Source organism: Sphingomonas sp. Sph1(2015) (assembly GCF_001970915.1).
Lineage (GTDB): Bacteria > Pseudomonadota > Alphaproteobacteria > Sphingomonadales > Sphingomonadaceae > Sphingomonas > Sphingomonas parapaucimobilis.
In genome coordinates this window covers 54,641-70,175 of record NZ_MQUI01000005.1, presented here as the reverse complement: position 1 = coordinate 70,175, position 15,535 = coordinate 54,641, and the positions used below count along the sequence as shown (strand labels likewise).

The window sequence follows — 15,535 nt, the reverse complement described above, 5'->3', positions numbered from 1 at the left end:
CGGTCGTCTCCGAGCACCTGGCCACGCCGGCACGCAGGATGTGCACCGACAGCGCGATCACCACGCGCTGGTGCCGAGGCAACGTCGACACGGATTAGTGGAAGTCGTGCGATTTGAAACGCACGACGTCCTCTGGATCCTTACCGTCCGCGTGGGGCGGCCAGTATTGATTGCGCGGCTCAGGCTGCCATCCCTTGTCCCCGCGATCCGGTGAGCCTGGATGCTGGCCCGCGTCGCCGCGGCCGGTGCGGTGCGGAAAGGACATGTCACCAACACGGTGCAGCAGGTCGCCATGGTCGACGATCCGGTCGCAGATGACGTGGATCACCTCGCCTTCCTTCTGCACGCGCCCTTTCAGCCCGACCATGGAAGCCGACATCACGGTGCGGCGCTGCGCCTCGAAGCGGTCGGGCCAAAGTATGCCGTTGGCGATGCCGGTCTCGTCCTCGATGGTGATGAACAGCACACCCTTCGCGGAACCGGGCTTCTGACGCACCAGGATGATGCCCGCGACTTCGACATGGCGGCCGTCGCGGACGCTGGCGAGATCCGCGCAGCGCTTCACGCCGCGACGTGTCAGCTCGTCACGCACGAACGTCAGCGGGTGAGCGCGGAGCGACAGCTGCAGGTTGCGATAATCCTCGATCACCTCGCGGCCGTCGGTCAGCGCCCGCAACTGCACCTCTGGCTCGATCCCTTCCGCGCTTAGTGTTTCGGCCGCGCGGTCCGCCGCGGCAAAGAGCGGCAGCGGAGCCTCGCCGAGCCCCCTCACCTTCCAAAGGCCCTGCCGGCGATCGGCGCCGAAACTGTGGAAGGCATCGCCGTCCGCCAGCTTTTCGATCGCGACGCGCTGTGCGCCCGAACGGCGCCAGACGTCCTCAACGCAGTCATATGCCGTGGTGCTGCGCGCGGAGACGATCTTGGCCCCGTCAGCGTTCGACAGGCCGCGGATCACCCGTAGGCCAAGCCGCACCGCCAGATAGCGCCCGCCTGTTCGCTCGAGGGTGCAATCCCACCGGCTCGCATTGACGCAAGGTGGCCGCACCTCGACCCCGTGCTCGCGCGCGTCGCGGACGATCTGTGCGGGCGCGTAGAAGCCCATGGGCTGCGCGTTCATCAGCGCGGCGCAGAACACGTCCGGATGATGGTGTTTCATCCAGCTGCTCGCGTAGGAGATCTTGGCGAAGCTGGCGGCGTGGCTCTCGGGGAAGCCGTAGGAGCCGAAACCCTCAAGCTGGCGGAAGGTGCGCTCGGCGAAGTCGCGGGGATAGCCGCGTGCGACCATGCCCTCGATCAGCTTCTCGCTGAAATGGCTGACCCCGCCGGTAAATTTGAAGGTGGCCATGGCGCGGCGCAGCTGGTCCGCCTCGGCCGGCGTGAAGCCCGCGCCGACGATGGCGACCTTCATGGCTTGCTCCTGAAACAGGGGAACGCCGAGGGTCTTTTCCAACACCGCGCGCAGCTCCGGGCGCGGGTATTCCGGCCGTTCCAGCCCCTCACGCCGGCGAAGGTACGGGTGGACCATGTCACCCTGGATCGGTCCCGGCCGCACGATCGCGACCTGGATTACGAGGTCATAGAAGCGGCGCGGCTTCATGCGCGGCAGCATGCTCATCTGCGCACGGCTTTCGATCTGGAAGGTGCCGAGCGTGTCAGCCTTCTGGATCATGGCATAGACGTCAGGGTCATCATCCTGTAAGTCTGCCAGTCCGACACGAATACCTTTGTCTTGTTCAAGTAGATTGAACGCCCGGTTCATGCACCCGAGCATACCGAGGCCGAGAACGTCGACCTTCATAAATTTTAGACTGTCGATGTCATCTTTGTCCCACTCAATGATTTGCCGGTCTTCCATTGCGGCAGGTTCAATAGGAACTAGACCATCAAGGCGATCATGCGTCAGCACGAACCCGCCTGGATGCTGCGACATGTGGCGCGGCACGCCGATCAGCTTGCGCGCGAGGTCGAGCGTCAAGCGCAGGCGACGATCCGCGATGTCGAGGTTTAGCTCGTCGACCTGCTTCTCGCCGACACCCTCGGCCGACCAGCCCCACACGAGGCCGGCGAGCGAGGACGTCAAATCCTCCGGTAGCCCGAGCGCCTTTCCAACGTCACGCACCGCGCCGCGCGCGCGGTAACGGGTCACGACCGCGGTCAGCGCCGCCCGATCACGCCCATAGGTCTCGTAGATCCACTGGATGATCTCCTCGCGGCGCTCATGCTCGAAGTCGACGTCGATGTCGGGCGGTTCGCGGCGCTCCCCCGACACGAAGCGCTCGAACAGCAGCTCGTGCTTGATGGGGTCGATGGAGGTGACGCCAAGCACGAAGCACACGCAGCTGTTTGCGGCCGAGCCGCGGCCTTGGCAGAGGATCCCGCGCCGACGCGCCTCCCGCACGATCGCATAGACGGTAAGGAAGTACGGCGCGTAGCCAAGCTCGCTGATCAGCCGCATCTCATGCGCCATCTGGTTGGTGTACGCTTCGGGCACCTCGCCATCGAACATCCGCTCGACCGCTTCGGTCGCCAGCTTCTCCAAGGCTTCTTGCGCCGTCAGCTCCTCGATCAGGCGCTCGTGCGGATACTGATAGGCCAGCTCGCCAAGGTCGAAGGTGCAGATGCGTGCGATGTCGACGCTTGCCTGCAGCGCGTCCGGATAGGCGCGGAATCGCCGAACCATCTCGTCGGGCGACTTGAGCGCCCGATCGGCGTTCACCTCGCGGCGATAGCCGAGCTCGTCGACGGTGCATTTCTCTCGCACTGCGGTCACGACGTCCTGCAGCAGCCGTGCCTCGGGCGCATGGTAGAGCACGTCACCGGTCACGACGGCGCGGACACCTGCTCCGCCCGCCTGCCGGGCCAACGCATCGATGCGAACCGCGTCCCCTGGCCGGCGCCGCTGGAACAGGGCCATATAGCCGCGACGCCCGTAGATAGCCTTCAGGTCCTTCAGTGCGGCGACGTTCTCCTCATCCGCCTCGTGCGGCAGCAGGATGGCGACAACACCCTCGGACCACGGCTCGAGGTCGTGCCAGTGGAGGAGGCAGCCGCCCTTACCTGCCCGCTTCTTACCGACGGTGAGCAGCCGCGTGATCCTCGACCAGGCGGGCCGGTCGGTCGGATAGAGCAACAGGCGCCGGCCGCAGGACAGATCGACGCGCGTGCCCGCGATCGAGCGGACACCTGTGGCTTTCTGTGCCTCCCACGCGCGCACGACACCCCCAACCGTGCCAATGTCGCTGACGCCGATCGCGGGATAGCCGAGCAGCGCCGCGGCCGCGAACAGCTCCTCCGGCGACGACGCGCCGCGCAGGAGCGAGAAGTGGGTGAGCACCTGCAGCTCGACATAGTGGGTCATCCGAAGACCCCGTGCATCCACCAGGACAGGTCGCCGGTCTCGTCCTCGAAGCCGTCACCCCGCCTGAAGACCCAGTACCGCCCTCCGGCCTCATCCTCGACGCGGTAATAGTCGCGCACCGCCCATATCTCGGCATCGCGCCGCCACCATTCGCCGTGCACACGCTCAGGGCCGTCGCCAGCAACGACCTTGTAGGTCTTGCCGCGCCATTCGAACCGGCGGGGTGGCTGGTCCGGCATCAGCGCCATCACGCGCGCCAGTGGTTCCGGCCGGGCAAAAAGGCGGATCGGCCGCTTCCACGCCGGCCATGATCCTGGCATCTCCACCGGGTCGGAGCGGGTGACGGCCCGTTCCGGCACATGGCTCTCGACAGGCGCAAGCCGGTAGACGGCATAGCTCCCGATCCTGCCGGCGATGACGTCGACCAGGCGTGCCGGGTCTCGCACCAGCGTCTCGCCGGCGAGGACCGCGCCAAGGTCGACCGCATCCAGCGGTTCGGTATGCGGCGCTACCAGCCAGAATTGCTCGAGCCCCATGCCGGGGTCGATCCGTTCAATCCTGAGCTTCAGGAGCCTGAGGAGGTGCGACACCTCGCGCGTCGGCCGCGACGTGCCGACACCCACGACCTGTTCCGTGCCATCGACGCGCAAGCCCGTGAGGCGGAGTGCCCGTGCGCCCAAACCTCGCGCCTGCAGGACCTGCGCAAGGTCGTTCAGCAGATCGCCCATGACCTGTTCGATCGCCTCGGCCGTGCCGATTGGCTCAAGGAGGCGACGCTCGACGATCGGAACCTCGGCATCCTCGCGCGGGGTGATTGGCTCGGCCACTGCGCCGAGCGCCTGGTCCAGACGCGTGATCGCCGGCAGACCGAGCCGACGCGCCAGTGGCCCACGCGCGACCGGCAGCAGATCCGCTACCGTCTCGAAGCCAAAGCGTTTGGCAGCGCTGAGCGCGCTCGGTGCCAAGCGCAAGGCGACGATCGGCAGCGGCGAAATCGCACTGGCGGTCCCACCCGGCTCGACGCGGATGATCTCGCTGCGGCCGAAGCGAGCGAGGGCATGAGCCGCCCCTGCCGTGTCAGCGACGGCCACGCGCGCGGTGAAACCGGCACGACGGCAGAAGGCGATCAGCCGCCTGCAGAATCGCTCCTCGCCACCATGCAGATGCGCGCAGCCCGCAAGGTCGATCCAAAGCCCATCAGCAGGCGAGACGGCAGCAATGGGTGACCAGCGTCGAACCGCGAACAGCGCAAGGCGATCGAGGAGTGCAGCATCAGCCTCCGGCTCGGCTGGACGGAAGTCGAGATCCGATACGAGCGCGCGCGCGTGGGTCGCAGCCATACCGGGCTGAATGCCGAGCGACCGCGCGCCTTCGCACGCAGCAACCACCTCCTCGCGCCGGCCGGTCTTCCCGATGAGCGCCAAGGGTGGAAGGCCATCGGTTTTAATATCCAACGGCGATGCTTTCCGCGCCGGATGCCCTGTGATTACGGTCTTATAAAGATGACTTGCTGCCTCTGAACGACGGCCGAGCTCGCGCATGGGCGGCTGCGCATGCGTTGGCAGCGCCGCAATCTGCGTCTCGACGTCGGCGCGGGAAGGCAGGCCTTCGCGTGCCCACCGCGCACCTGGCCGCCAACCGCCGCCCCGCGGCACCGAACAGGCGCCGGGGTCGTCATCTACCGGCAGCTCGAGGACAGGCCGTTCAGGCTGCCGCGAAGCGGACCGTTCCAACCGTCTCAGCCGCTCGATGGCCAAGTCCGGCAGGAACAGCGAGACGACCCGTCTCATCGCTGCCCTCCACAATCAGGGAGAACCCCTCACCCCCACGCTGGCGAGCGCACTCCACTGCCCATCTCGCCCTTCCTACACCCGCGACCTCAAGCCGCTCGGACGGCGCGGTGCCGATCCTCCAGCGGGTCCAGGCCGCAGATGGTTCGGCAAGCGGATCCTCGCCCAGACCACGTCGACGACGTAGAAGCAGGACGGGCATGTCAGCTTCTGCCGCGACCAACTGCAGACGGCGGGTTGCAACCAAGGAGACTTTGCTTGCCTCCGCGACGATCGCAGACGGTGTACCGTCGCGCACCGCATCCTCGATCACCGCCAAGAGGGCCGCGTCATCACGCGGTTGGGCATGGATGACGGCTGCGGCCGGCAGCCCGATCTGTTCCAGCGCCGGTGCATACAGGTCGGCGCGGCAGCTTGCCCATAACACCGGCCCGCCTGTTGCAGCTGCTTCACGCGCAGCGATGCTGGCGAGGAAGAGGGTCGTTGCTGCGTCGTCGACCATCGTGCCGCTCTGCGCCGTCGCCTCGTGTAGCGCGCCAGCGCGAAGGCCCCCTGCCCCAAGCCGTCCATCGATCGCGTCGACGCCGAAAGGCATGATGCGGAAGTCGGTCGCGGGTGTGGCGATCGTCCGAAGATGCGCTATGGTCGGCACTGATGAATCAAGGGCGGCGGGCATAAGGGTTAGACTCTACTCGTTCCCTTTATGTTCCGTTACCGAGCCGCGTTGGTCAACCCCATTGCGATCGGTTGAGTGCATTGCACCCGATCATACGGGAGGCACGGGGGGGGGCGTCGTTTGAGTGTTCGGAGCTTTGCGGCGGGGTTTGGGACCGCTGCAGTCATCGGGGTTACAGCATCACTCTGGCTCGTCAAAGTGGCGGAAAATCGCCCTCTCAGGTACCCGCCCAAGACCTTCTATGACGATAGGGACGACCGCGCGAGCGACACCGGGTTCATCTCTGCCGAAGGAACGATAGTTGGGCCGGATATGGACGGTCGGACTTTTTTGCATATCGAGTGCCGTCGGGGCGAAGGCTCCTGCCGCATCGCCGACTTATCGAACCTGGGCGCCGCGCGGTCGGTTTTCCTGCACACCGATGAATATCCGATCAAATCGTGGAATGCGGACACCGTAGTCGCGGAAAGCGACCCTCCATCGTATGGCTGCAACCGTGTGAGGTTGACCATCCAGCGGCAGGCGCAATCGGTCGAGTATCTCCGCATCCCTATGCCGCAGTCAGACAAATCGCGGTGTCAGGCGTTCGATCGGAAGCCATATCAGTGGACGTTGAGCAACCAGGCTACCTGATTGACGTAGGCTCTGTGGTTCAGCTGCGCGACTGGCGACGCTTATAAATCGATGTTCCTCGCCTGCATCGCCTGGGCAGCGAGATCGGCAATCGGCCCTATCCCGCCTACTGCCTCATAGATCACGGTGACGTCGTGGTCCTCAAGCTTGTCGAGCATCAGCGCTCATGTCCCTCCCGCCCTACAGTCCCGACTTTCAACCCGATCGAGAAGGCCTTAGCCCGCCTCAAGGCATGCTGCGCAGGGCCGGTGAGCGCACAGTATCCAAGTTTTTCCCTCATCGGCCGGTTGGTCAACCTGTTCCAACCGAAGGAATGCGCCAACTACTTCAGCTCCTGCGGATATGACTCAGAATGAACGGGAAAACGCTCTAGATGTCCATGGCGACCTACGCCTCACGAGGTGGAACGCCGCCCGGCAGTTTAACCTCATACTGTCTCACCCTGCTTCGGATGTCACGTCCGTCGCATGCCGCAGCACGACCGCCACCGACTTGTAGGCCGGGGTGCCGCTCGCCTCGTCATGGTCGTCGAGCGGGACGAGATGGTTCGCCTCGGGGAAGTAGGCCGCGACGGAACCACGCGCGATCGCGTGCGCCACGGCCACCTGACTTCTCAGAACCCGATCCGATGCCGCGACCACGTCCACCACATCACCGTGGGCGAGGCCCACGGCAGCCAGGTCTTCGGCATTCACGAAGACCACGTCGCGGCGTCCGGTTATGCCGCGGTATCGGTCGTTGTTGCCGTAGATGGTGGTGTTGTACTGGTCATGGCTTCGGATTGTGGTGAGCAACAGTGCGCCTTCGGCCTTGCCGCCGGTGCTGTCGACGCCCTCCGCCACGAGGAAACAAGCCTTTCCATCGGCCGTCGGCCAAACCCTCGACGATGGTCCCACCGGCAACCTAAATCCCAGCGGCACCCTCACACGAGCGTTGAAATCGCCGAAGTCGGGGAACACCGCGGCGATCGCCTCGCGTATCCGGTCGTAGTCGGCGACCATCCCGTCCCAGTCGATCGCCCCTCTTCCGAGGGTTGCCTTCGCCAGTCCCGCCACGATGGCGGGTTCGGAGAGCAGCCCCTTCGCAACGGGCTTCAGCCGGCCTCTCGAGGCGTGCACCATGGACATTGAGTCCTCGACGGTAACGAACTGGACACCGGATGCCTGCACGTCCTGCTCGGTCCTTCCGAGGCAGGGTATCACGATCGTCTCGCGTGCCTGCAGAAGACATGTTCGATTGAGCTTCGTCACGACCGTTACTGCGAGGTCCATGCGCCTGTAGGCGGCAAAGCACTTTTCGGGATCGGGCATCGCGACCGCCAGATTGCCGCCAAGTGACACCACTGCCTTAGAGCGCCCGTCCAGCATCGCCTTGAACGACTCAACCACGCCGTGGCCGTGCCGACGTGGAGAAACGATCCCGAAGGTCGCATCGAGGCGCGCCAAAAAGGCTTCGGTGGGCTGCTCGGTGATGCCGACGGTCCGGTCGCCCTGGACGTTGCTGTGCCCGCGCAATGGACAGATGCCGGCTCCCAGCTTTCCGAAGTTCCCGCGCATCAGCAGTAGATTCGCGATCTGCTGGACGTTCTGCGTCCCTTGCCGATGCTGTGTTACCCCCATCCCGTAGCAGACGATCGCGCGGTCGGCGGCGGCGTAGGTGGCCGCCATGGCCTCCATCTCCGTTCGGGAGAGACCGGATCCGCGCTCGAGGTCGGCCCAGCTCGTGCGTTCCAGGTCTGCGACGAGCGCCTCGATCCCGTTCGTGTGGTCCGCGATGAACTGATGGTCGAGGACGCCCCGTCCTCCCTTCTCGACATCGGCAGCGTCCATCGCGACCAACGCCTTCATCAGCCCCTTGAGCATCGCTAGATCGCCGCCGACGCGGACCTGATGGTAGGAGGACGCGAGCGGCACGCCGCCGGGTCTCAGCATGTCGCACATGTGCTGCGGGGACTGGAAGCGCTCCAGCCCCCGCTCGCGCATTGGGTTGGCGACCATGATGGCTGCGCCGCGGCGAGCCGCGGCGCGTAGCGACGTCAGCATGCGTGGATGGTTCGTGCCCGGATTGTGCCCGATGCAGAGGATGGCGTCAGCGTGCTCGAAATCCTCGAGCGTGACCGTTCCCTTGCCCACTCCGATCGATTGAGGGAGCCCGACGCTGGTCGCCTCGTGGCACATGTTTGAGCAGTCGGGAAAGTTATTGGTTCCGAAGCAGCGTACGTAGAGCTGCCAGAGGAAGGCCGCCTCGTTCGATGCCCGTCCCGAACAGTAGAATTCTGCTTGGTCGGGATCGTCGAGCCGACGCAGCGCCTCGCCCGCGAACCTGAACGCCTCCTCGTAGGAGATGGGCTCGTAGTGGTCCGTGGCCGCATTGTAGCGCAGCGGTCGGGTGAGCCTGCCGGCTCCCTCCAAATCGTGATCGCTCCAGTTCCAGAGCTCGCTGGCGCTGTGACGTGCGAAGAAGTCCTCGTCGACGCGCTTGGCGGTGGCCTCCCATGTGACTGCCTTTGCGCCATTCTCGCAGAACTCGAAGGAGGAGCCCTCCTTCGGATCCGGCCAGGCGCAGCCCGGGCAGTCGAAGCCGTCCGGCTGGTTGACGGACAGAAGAGCGCGTGCGTCCGCCATTTGGTGACGAACCGCCTTCGCGACGGCACGAAGCGCGCCCCAGCCACCCGCCGCTCCGCCGTAGGGGCGCACGCCGGCCGGATCGATTTTCCTCATATTATGCACTCGCAGAATACTTGTTTCGATGCTGCATAGCGATTCCGCGCCGCGGCACCACCCCCTTCGCGAGATGCATCCTGTAGCCGTCGCGCACGCGATCGCACGTGGCTCCGTTGCGGCCTACTTCACCGAGGCGAACCATCTTATCCCGCCCGACGATCACACAGGGGGAGCGGCACCCCGGCTTTCAGGTCGGTGGCGGCCGTGCTGCGGCGTGCGACAGGCGTGGCGTTCGAACCCGGATGAACGGATCGTGGTGAACTCGCAGGGCTGCCAAGCGCCGAGCCACCCGCAGACGAGCTCCGGTCCCACATGGCGCACTTGGTTGCGGAACCAGTCGCCAGTGGTCCCTCCACGGTCGTCCTCGAGCGACGTCGGGCGTCGCGGGAGGGCGGTGGGGAGGCGGGTCAGAGCTTGCGGGTGAGTTCTGGCACAATCTCGAAGAGATCGCCGACGAGGCCCAGGTCCGCGACCTGAAAGATGGGGGCATCCTCGTCCTTGTTGATGGCGACGATGATCTTGGAATCCTTCATGCCCGCTAGGTGCTGTATGGCGCCGGAGATGCCCACCGCCACGTAGACCTCAGGAGCGACGATCTTGCCGGTCTGGCCGACCTGGTAGTCGTTCGGAACGTATCCCGCATCCACGGCGGCTCGGCTGGCGCCGACACCCGCGCCCAGCCTGTCGGCTAGAGGCTCGATCAGTTCGGCGAACTTCTCGCCGGAGCCAAGCGCGCGCCCCCCCGCCACGATGACGCGCGCGCTCGTCAGTTCGGGACGGCTCGACGCGGCGATCTCCTGACCGATGAACGAGGACAGTCCCTTGTCGCCGGACGTGGGAACAGCCTCGACCGTTCCGCTACCGCCCTTGCGAGCCGCCTTCTCGAACGCGGTGGTGCGAACGGTGACGACCTTCTTCACGTCGGACGACCGGACGGTTGCGACGGCGTTGCCCGCGTAGATCGGGCGCGTGAACGTGTCTTCCGCTTCCACGGACAGGATGTCGCTGATCTGCATGACGTCCAGCAGGGCCGCCACGCGTGGCGCGATCGCCTTGCCTGCGGTAGTGGCCGGCGCGACGAAGGCATCGTGATTAGCCATGAGCTGGACGACGAGCGGCGCCACGTTCTCCACCAGTTGATGCGCGTAAGCCGCATCGTCGGCCACATGCACCTTGTCGACGCCGGCGATCCCGGTTGCCTCCTGAGCGGCGCTCTGGACGTCCTGACCGACCAGCAGCAGGTGGACCTCGCCAAGCTTCGATGCTGCGGTGACTGCCGAAAGAGTGGCATCCTTGACGGAGGTGCCGTCGTGCTCGACCCAGACCAGCGTTCTCACTTCGCGACTCCCATCGCATGCAGCTTCATGATGAGTTCGTCGACGTCCGCGACCTTCACTCCACTTGCGCGAGCCGACGGTTCGGCCACGCGGAGCGTCTCCAGGCGGGGCGAGAGGTCCAGACCGAAATCGTCGGCGCTTTTCTGCGCCAGCGGCTTGGACTTGGCCTTCATGATGTTGGGGAGGGAGGCGTAGCGTGGCTCATTTAGGCGCAGGTCGGCCGTCACGATCGCGGGCAGGCGATATCGGTCCGTCTCGAGCCCTCCGTCGACCTCGCGGGTCACCGTCACGCTGTCGCTCGCGAGCTCGACATGCGATGCGGATGTGGCCTGCCCCCATTCGAGGAGTCCGGCCAGCATCTGCCCCGTCTGGTTGTTGTCGTCATCGATCGCCTGCTTGCCGAGGATCACCAACTGCGGCTGCTCCTCGTCCACGATCGCCTTCAGAACCTTCGCTACGCCCAGTGGTTCGACCTTCAGGTCGCTCGCAACGAGGATCGCCCGGTCCGCGCCCATAGCGAGGGCCGTGCGTAGCGTCTCCTGCGCCTTCACCTCGCCGACCGAAACGACGACCACCTCGGTCGCCTTCCCCTTCTCCTTCAGCCGGATCGCCTCCTCGACCGCGATCTCGTCGAAGGGGTTCATGCTCATCTTGACGTTCGCGAGGTCAACCCCCGTTCCGTCAGCCTTAATGCGCGGCTTGACGTTGTAGTCGAGCACACGCTTGATCGGTACCAGCACCTTCATCTGATTTCTCCCGGTCGATGGGACATTCTCCTACCGGGAGTTACGTACACGCATAATTATACGCAAGAAGAATTAATGGTCGGCGGTCTTACCTGCGGCTCGCAGCAAAGGTCCAAGCCCCGTCTCATGCAGCCAAGGACCACCTGCGGTCAGTTCGTCGGACGACGCATGGAAAACGCAGCCTCGGGTACGATCTCGAAGTAGTCGGCGGCATAACCGGCCCGGAGCACGATGCCGGCCCCGGCCGTGTCAAACAGTCCGTCACGCAGGAAGGCGGGGTCGATGTGGACGCCCACGATTTCACCGATCGTCAGCCAGGCGCCCGCGGACGCTCCCATCAAGTCCGTGAGCGGGTGCACGTCGATCAGGCGACACTCCAGAGCCACCGGCGCTTCCGCTACGCGGGGACACTCGATGACCTTGCAGGAGGCCGCTTCGAGCCCCGCTCCCTTGAACTCGTCCGCCGAAGGCGCCGCGGATTGTGCCGTCTCGTTCATCGCTTCGGCATGGCGACGAGTGACCAGGTTGCATGCGAACACCTCGGTCTCGCGGATGTTCTCCAAGGAGTCCTTCGCCCCGATGCTGGAGAAGCCCACGATCGCGGGTCTGTCGCACAGCATGGAGAAGAAGCTGTAGGGCGCGAGATTGGCCACTCCTGCGGCCGATCGGGTCGATATCCACCCGATCGGCCTCGGTCCCAGAATCGCACGCAGCGGGTCCCTGGGGAGACCATGACCTGCGCGAGGTTCGTAGAAGTGCCAGTCGTTCATGTTTTTCCGTCCTGCTTCCGCTTGACTGCCATCTGGTCGCGACAGTCCGGCTGTCGCCTGACGGCGGCAAGGATGTCAGTGAACCGCCGCTGGACCGCCTGCACCGAAGGACGCCGACACTTCGCTCCTATTTCGCCCCGGTACCTGCAAGATAGGCGATGACCGCCTTCCGGTCACTGTCCTTGGCGAGACCACCGAAGGCCATCGCAGTACCCGGGTACGCCGCCATCGGATTCTTCAGGAAGGCATCAAGCTTCTCGGGAGTCCAACTCCCATCGGCCTTTGCCAGAGCCTGCGAGTACGGAAAGTCCGCCACGCCTCCTATCTTGCGCCCCAACACCCCGGCGAGGTTGGGACCCGCAGGCGATGGTGCGCCGGCCTCCGCGGAATGGCATACAGCGCAGTTGGTGAAGACCTTCTTTCCGGCCTGGACCTGCATCGTGTTCCGCGCCAGTGCGGAATAGTCGGGGGATGCCGTCTGCGTCGAAGCGGAGCCGCCGCCCTGTCCGCTCCCGCCCGCCGGCTGCTGCGAACAGGCTGCGAGCACGGCGAGACTCGCGATGGCGAACACCTTGAACGCGTCGGACCTCGGCGAGTTGTCATCCATTGCTGGTCTTCTCCTTCTCTAGCATCGCGGTCATCTCACGACTGGCGCGGATGCCGCTCTCGACTGCTCCGTCGATGTAGGCGTGCCAACCGTCGGCGGTACCGGAGCCGGCGAAGAACAGGCGACCCTCGGGCTTGGCCATATCCTTGTACTTCTGGAACCAGCCGGCGCGGTATGCCGGCCACGCCTGCTTCGAAAACGGGTCTTTCACCCAATTGTAGGGCGCGATGTCGGTTATCTCGACGCCAGGATGGATCTTGCGCAGTTCGGCATTGACCGCGTCCTGATCGTTGATGTCGAGGAGCGACTGGCGGCCAAGCGTCGCCTTCAGGATCGTGCCGATCTCCGCATCGGACTCCTCGGTCTGGATCGCACTGAGTGGGTTGGGATCGTCGCAGAAGGTGAAGGTGTTGCCGATGTTCTGCTTGATGCGCATGTACATCGTGGCGCCGTCGCAGAGGTCGCCGTTCTTGATGAACGCGCGCTTCTCCGCGGATAGACCGGGCTTGAACTCAATGTCGGGATAGACCTGGGTCGGTAGCGTGAGAACGACCGCCTTGGTTTCGACGGTCTGGCCGTCTGCCGTTCGCAGAGTGACGCCCTTGGCGGTCGTCTCGACCTGCTTGACCACCGTGCCCAGTCTCACGTCGGCCTTGCTGTCGTCGAGGATCGCCTTGGCGAGCGCCGCGGTGCCTCCACGCGCGATGTGCCAGTGCTTCTCGGAATCCGTGAACGTGTAAGGGTCCCAGGCGGCGGCGGCGAACATCTTGACGTAGCTCATGTAGCTGAAGGTGTTTGTGGGGGAACCGCCGTAGAGCACCAGTTCCGCATTCAACGAGGCACGCTGGATCGGGTCCAGATCGAGCTTGTCCATCCGCTCCGCGGCCGAGATCGTGTCCAGCTTCGCCACCTCTGGATTCGAGAACGGCGAGAAGGGTCGCGGGAAGAGCGTCTTGGCGCCTTCGCAAAACTTGTCGAAAGCCTCGTTGTACCCGGTGTCGAACCGAGCGGGCGGGACGTCGTGGACCTTGCCATCGGCGGTCATGACGTAGGCCTTGTCCAGATCACGCAGCGGCACCTCCTCGAAGCCGAAGCCGTAGCGCTGCATCTCCGAGAAGACGTGCGGCTGGACCCAATGGACCGATGACCCGCCCAGCTCGATCTGTCGACCGAGGAACTTGCTGGTGAACGTTCGCCCGCCGATCCGCGGACGCGCCTCTAACACCACCACGCGCCAGCCCTTCGCGGCCAGTTCGCGGGCAGCCGTGATTCCAGCGTAGCCGGCTCCAACGACGGCGACGTCGTAGGGGCCCTTGTCCTTTCCGTCGCGCGCCTCCCGGTTCGGGTTCTCCTTGGCGCAGCTCGCCAAGGCGATCGTACCGGCGGCCGCGGCCCCGAACCTCATCAGCGAGCGTCGATCGATCCGGCTGCCCGTCGCCGTGCCGTCATCCCCGTCCATCGTCATCGTCATTCGTCTCCTCTCCACCGCCGGTACCCCGCTGGGATCACGCCGCGGCGTTGATCACCTGAAGCCGGGTGTACTCGTTCACGCCTTCCAGTCCTCCCTCCGACCCGAGGCCGGACTGCTTGACGCCTCCGAACGGGATCTCGGGATGGATCGCGGTGTGCTGGTTGATCCAGACGCTGCCGGCCGTGATGCCACGGGCGAGTCGGCGGGCACGATCCAGATCACTAGTCCAGATGGACGCGCCCAGGCCGTACGCTCCAAGATTGGCGCGAGCGACCGCGTCGGCCTCGTCGGTGAAGCGCAGGAGCGGAACGACCGGGCCGAACTGCTCGTCGGTCACCAGAGGCGCGTCGTCCGCCAGGTCGGCGATGACGGTCGGCTCGATGAAGTAGCCGGGCCGATTGGCTACATGGCCCCCGATAAGCACCGTGCCGGACGCCGCCGCCTCCTCGATCATGCCGCGGACCTTGTCGAACTGCATCTGGTTCTGCACCGGTCCGAGGGTGACGCCTTCCTCGTCGCCGGCACCCATCCTGATCTCGCGTGTCGCAGCGACGAACCTGTCGCGGAAGTCGTCGTACACCTCGGCGGCGACGTACAGACGCTTGGGCGCGGCGCAGACCTGACCGGCGTTCAGGAACACGGTGGCGGCCAGACCCCGCGCGGAGGCCTCCACATCCGCGTCCGCAAGAACGATCGCCGGGTCGTTGCCGCCGAGTTCCAGGGTCACCCGCTTCATATCGTCGGCGGCACTCCGCATGACCGCCTTCCCGGTATTGGTGGAGCCGGTGAACGATACCTTCGCCACGTCCGGGTGACCGGTCATACGGGCACCGAGATCGTTGTCGTCGGCCACGATGTTGAAGACGCCGCGCGGAAAGACGTCGGCCGCGAGACGACCGAGTTCCAGCGTCGTCAGCGGCGTCGAGGGCGCGGGCTTCAACACGACAGTGTTGCCGGTGATGAGGGCGGGCGCGTACTTGTTGCTCGCCAGGATCATCGGGAAGTTCCAGGGGGTGATCGCGGCCACAACTCCGAGCGGACGCCGCTCGACCTCGTAGGGCCCCGTGGGATGATCGCGCACCTCGGCCTTGAGCTCGACGTCCGCGTAGAACCGGATCCCACGCACGGTCGCATCGACCTCGTAGCGCGCCTCGCCCCATGGCTTGCCCTGCTCACGTACGAGCAGGCTGGCGAAGGCGTCCGCCTCCTCATCCAACCGCCGCGCGAACTCGACCAGGCACTTACGACGTTCGGCCCAGGATGTCGCCGCCCATTTCGGGAAGGCGCCAACCGCGGCCTGCACCGCCTCGTCGAGCTGCGCGCCGTCGGCCACGTAGGCCTCCGCGAACGGCTCTCCGGTCGATGGATCGATCACCGGGATCGTGCGGGCCCCTTCGACGAGCTGGCCGTCGATAAGCATCCTG

The 15,535-nt window shown here is 65.3% G+C and carries 10 protein-coding genes and 1 pseudogene; 1 reads left to right on the top strand and 10 read right to left on the bottom strand.

The features are described from left to right. Positions 1 to 94: 94 nt before the first annotated feature. Genes BSZ14_RS03505 through BSZ14_RS03495 form a run of 3 tightly spaced genes read right to left on the bottom strand, consistent with a single transcriptional unit; the run spans position 95 to position 5,743 of the window. On the bottom strand, positions 95 to 3,358 hold the full coding sequence (locus tag BSZ14_RS03505; RefSeq protein WP_076709821.1) for an error-prone DNA polymerase: 3,264 nt from the start codon (positions 3,356 to 3,358) through the stop codon (positions 95 to 97). Then, positions 3,355 to 5,148 (bottom strand): Y-family DNA polymerase, encoded by a 1,794-nt coding sequence (locus tag BSZ14_RS03500; protein ID WP_338012066.1) that lies wholly within the window; start codon positions 5,146 to 5,148, stop codon positions 3,355 to 3,357. Before BSZ14_RS03500 ends, BSZ14_RS03505 begins: the two co-directional genes overlap by 4 nt. After that, positions 5,063 to 5,743: an ImuA family protein gene (locus BSZ14_RS03495; RefSeq protein ID WP_076709901.1), complete on the bottom strand. Its 681-nt coding sequence runs from the start codon at positions 5,741 to 5,743 to the stop codon at positions 5,063 to 5,065. Before BSZ14_RS03495 ends, BSZ14_RS03500 begins: the two co-directional genes overlap by 86 nt. Before the next feature lie 871 nt (positions 5,744 to 6,614). Between BSZ14_RS03495 and BSZ14_RS19975 the strand changes: the two are divergent. Further along, positions 6,615 to 6,813: pseudogene (locus BSZ14_RS19975) on the top strand (IS630 family transposase); the annotation flags it as partial. Positions 6,814 to 6,894: 81 nt separating this feature from the next. Here the strand turns inward: BSZ14_RS19975 and BSZ14_RS03485 are convergent. The 7 genes from BSZ14_RS03485 to BSZ14_RS03455 all read right to left on the bottom strand — a co-directional run bounded on the left by BSZ14_RS03485 (position 6,895) and on the right by BSZ14_RS03455 (position 15,531). Beyond that, positions 6,895 to 9,177 (bottom strand): FdhF/YdeP family oxidoreductase, encoded by a 2,283-nt coding sequence (locus BSZ14_RS03485; protein ID WP_076709818.1) that lies wholly within the window; start codon positions 9,175 to 9,177, stop codon positions 6,895 to 6,897. 410 nt (positions 9,178 to 9,587) lie between these two features. After that, positions 9,588 to 10,517, bottom strand: a complete 930-nt coding sequence (locus BSZ14_RS03480; protein ID WP_076709817.1) for an electron transfer flavoprotein subunit alpha/FixB family protein — start codon at positions 10,515 to 10,517, stop codon at positions 9,588 to 9,590. After that, positions 10,514 to 11,263: an electron transfer flavoprotein subunit beta/FixA family protein gene (locus tag BSZ14_RS03475; RefSeq protein WP_076709816.1), complete on the bottom strand. Its 750-nt coding sequence runs from the start codon at positions 11,261 to 11,263 to the stop codon at positions 10,514 to 10,516. The genes BSZ14_RS03480 and BSZ14_RS03475 overlap by 4 nt, the downstream gene beginning before the upstream one ends. A 149-nt stretch (positions 11,264 to 11,412) precedes the next feature. Beyond that, positions 11,413 to 12,033, bottom strand: a complete 621-nt coding sequence (locus BSZ14_RS03470; protein WP_076709815.1) for a flavin reductase family protein — start codon at positions 12,031 to 12,033, stop codon at positions 11,413 to 11,415. Positions 12,034 to 12,160: 127 nt separating this feature from the next. After that, positions 12,161 to 12,640, bottom strand: coding sequence for a c-type cytochrome (locus tag BSZ14_RS03465; protein ID WP_076709814.1), 480 nt, complete (start codon positions 12,638 to 12,640; stop codon positions 12,161 to 12,163). Further along, a complete protein-coding gene (gene ndpB / locus BSZ14_RS03460; RefSeq protein ID WP_076709813.1) occupies positions 12,633 to 14,111 on the bottom strand; it encodes a (S)-6-hydroxynicotine oxidase NdpB in 1,479 nt (492 codons plus the stop codon). The genes BSZ14_RS03465 and ndpB overlap by 8 nt, the downstream gene beginning before the upstream one ends. Positions 14,112 to 14,145: 34 nt before the next feature. Further along, positions 14,146 to 15,531: an aldehyde dehydrogenase family protein gene (locus tag BSZ14_RS03455; RefSeq protein WP_241823620.1), complete on the bottom strand. Its 1,386-nt coding sequence runs from the start codon at positions 15,529 to 15,531 to the stop codon at positions 14,146 to 14,148. Between the last annotated feature and the right edge of the window lie 4 nt (positions 15,532 to 15,535).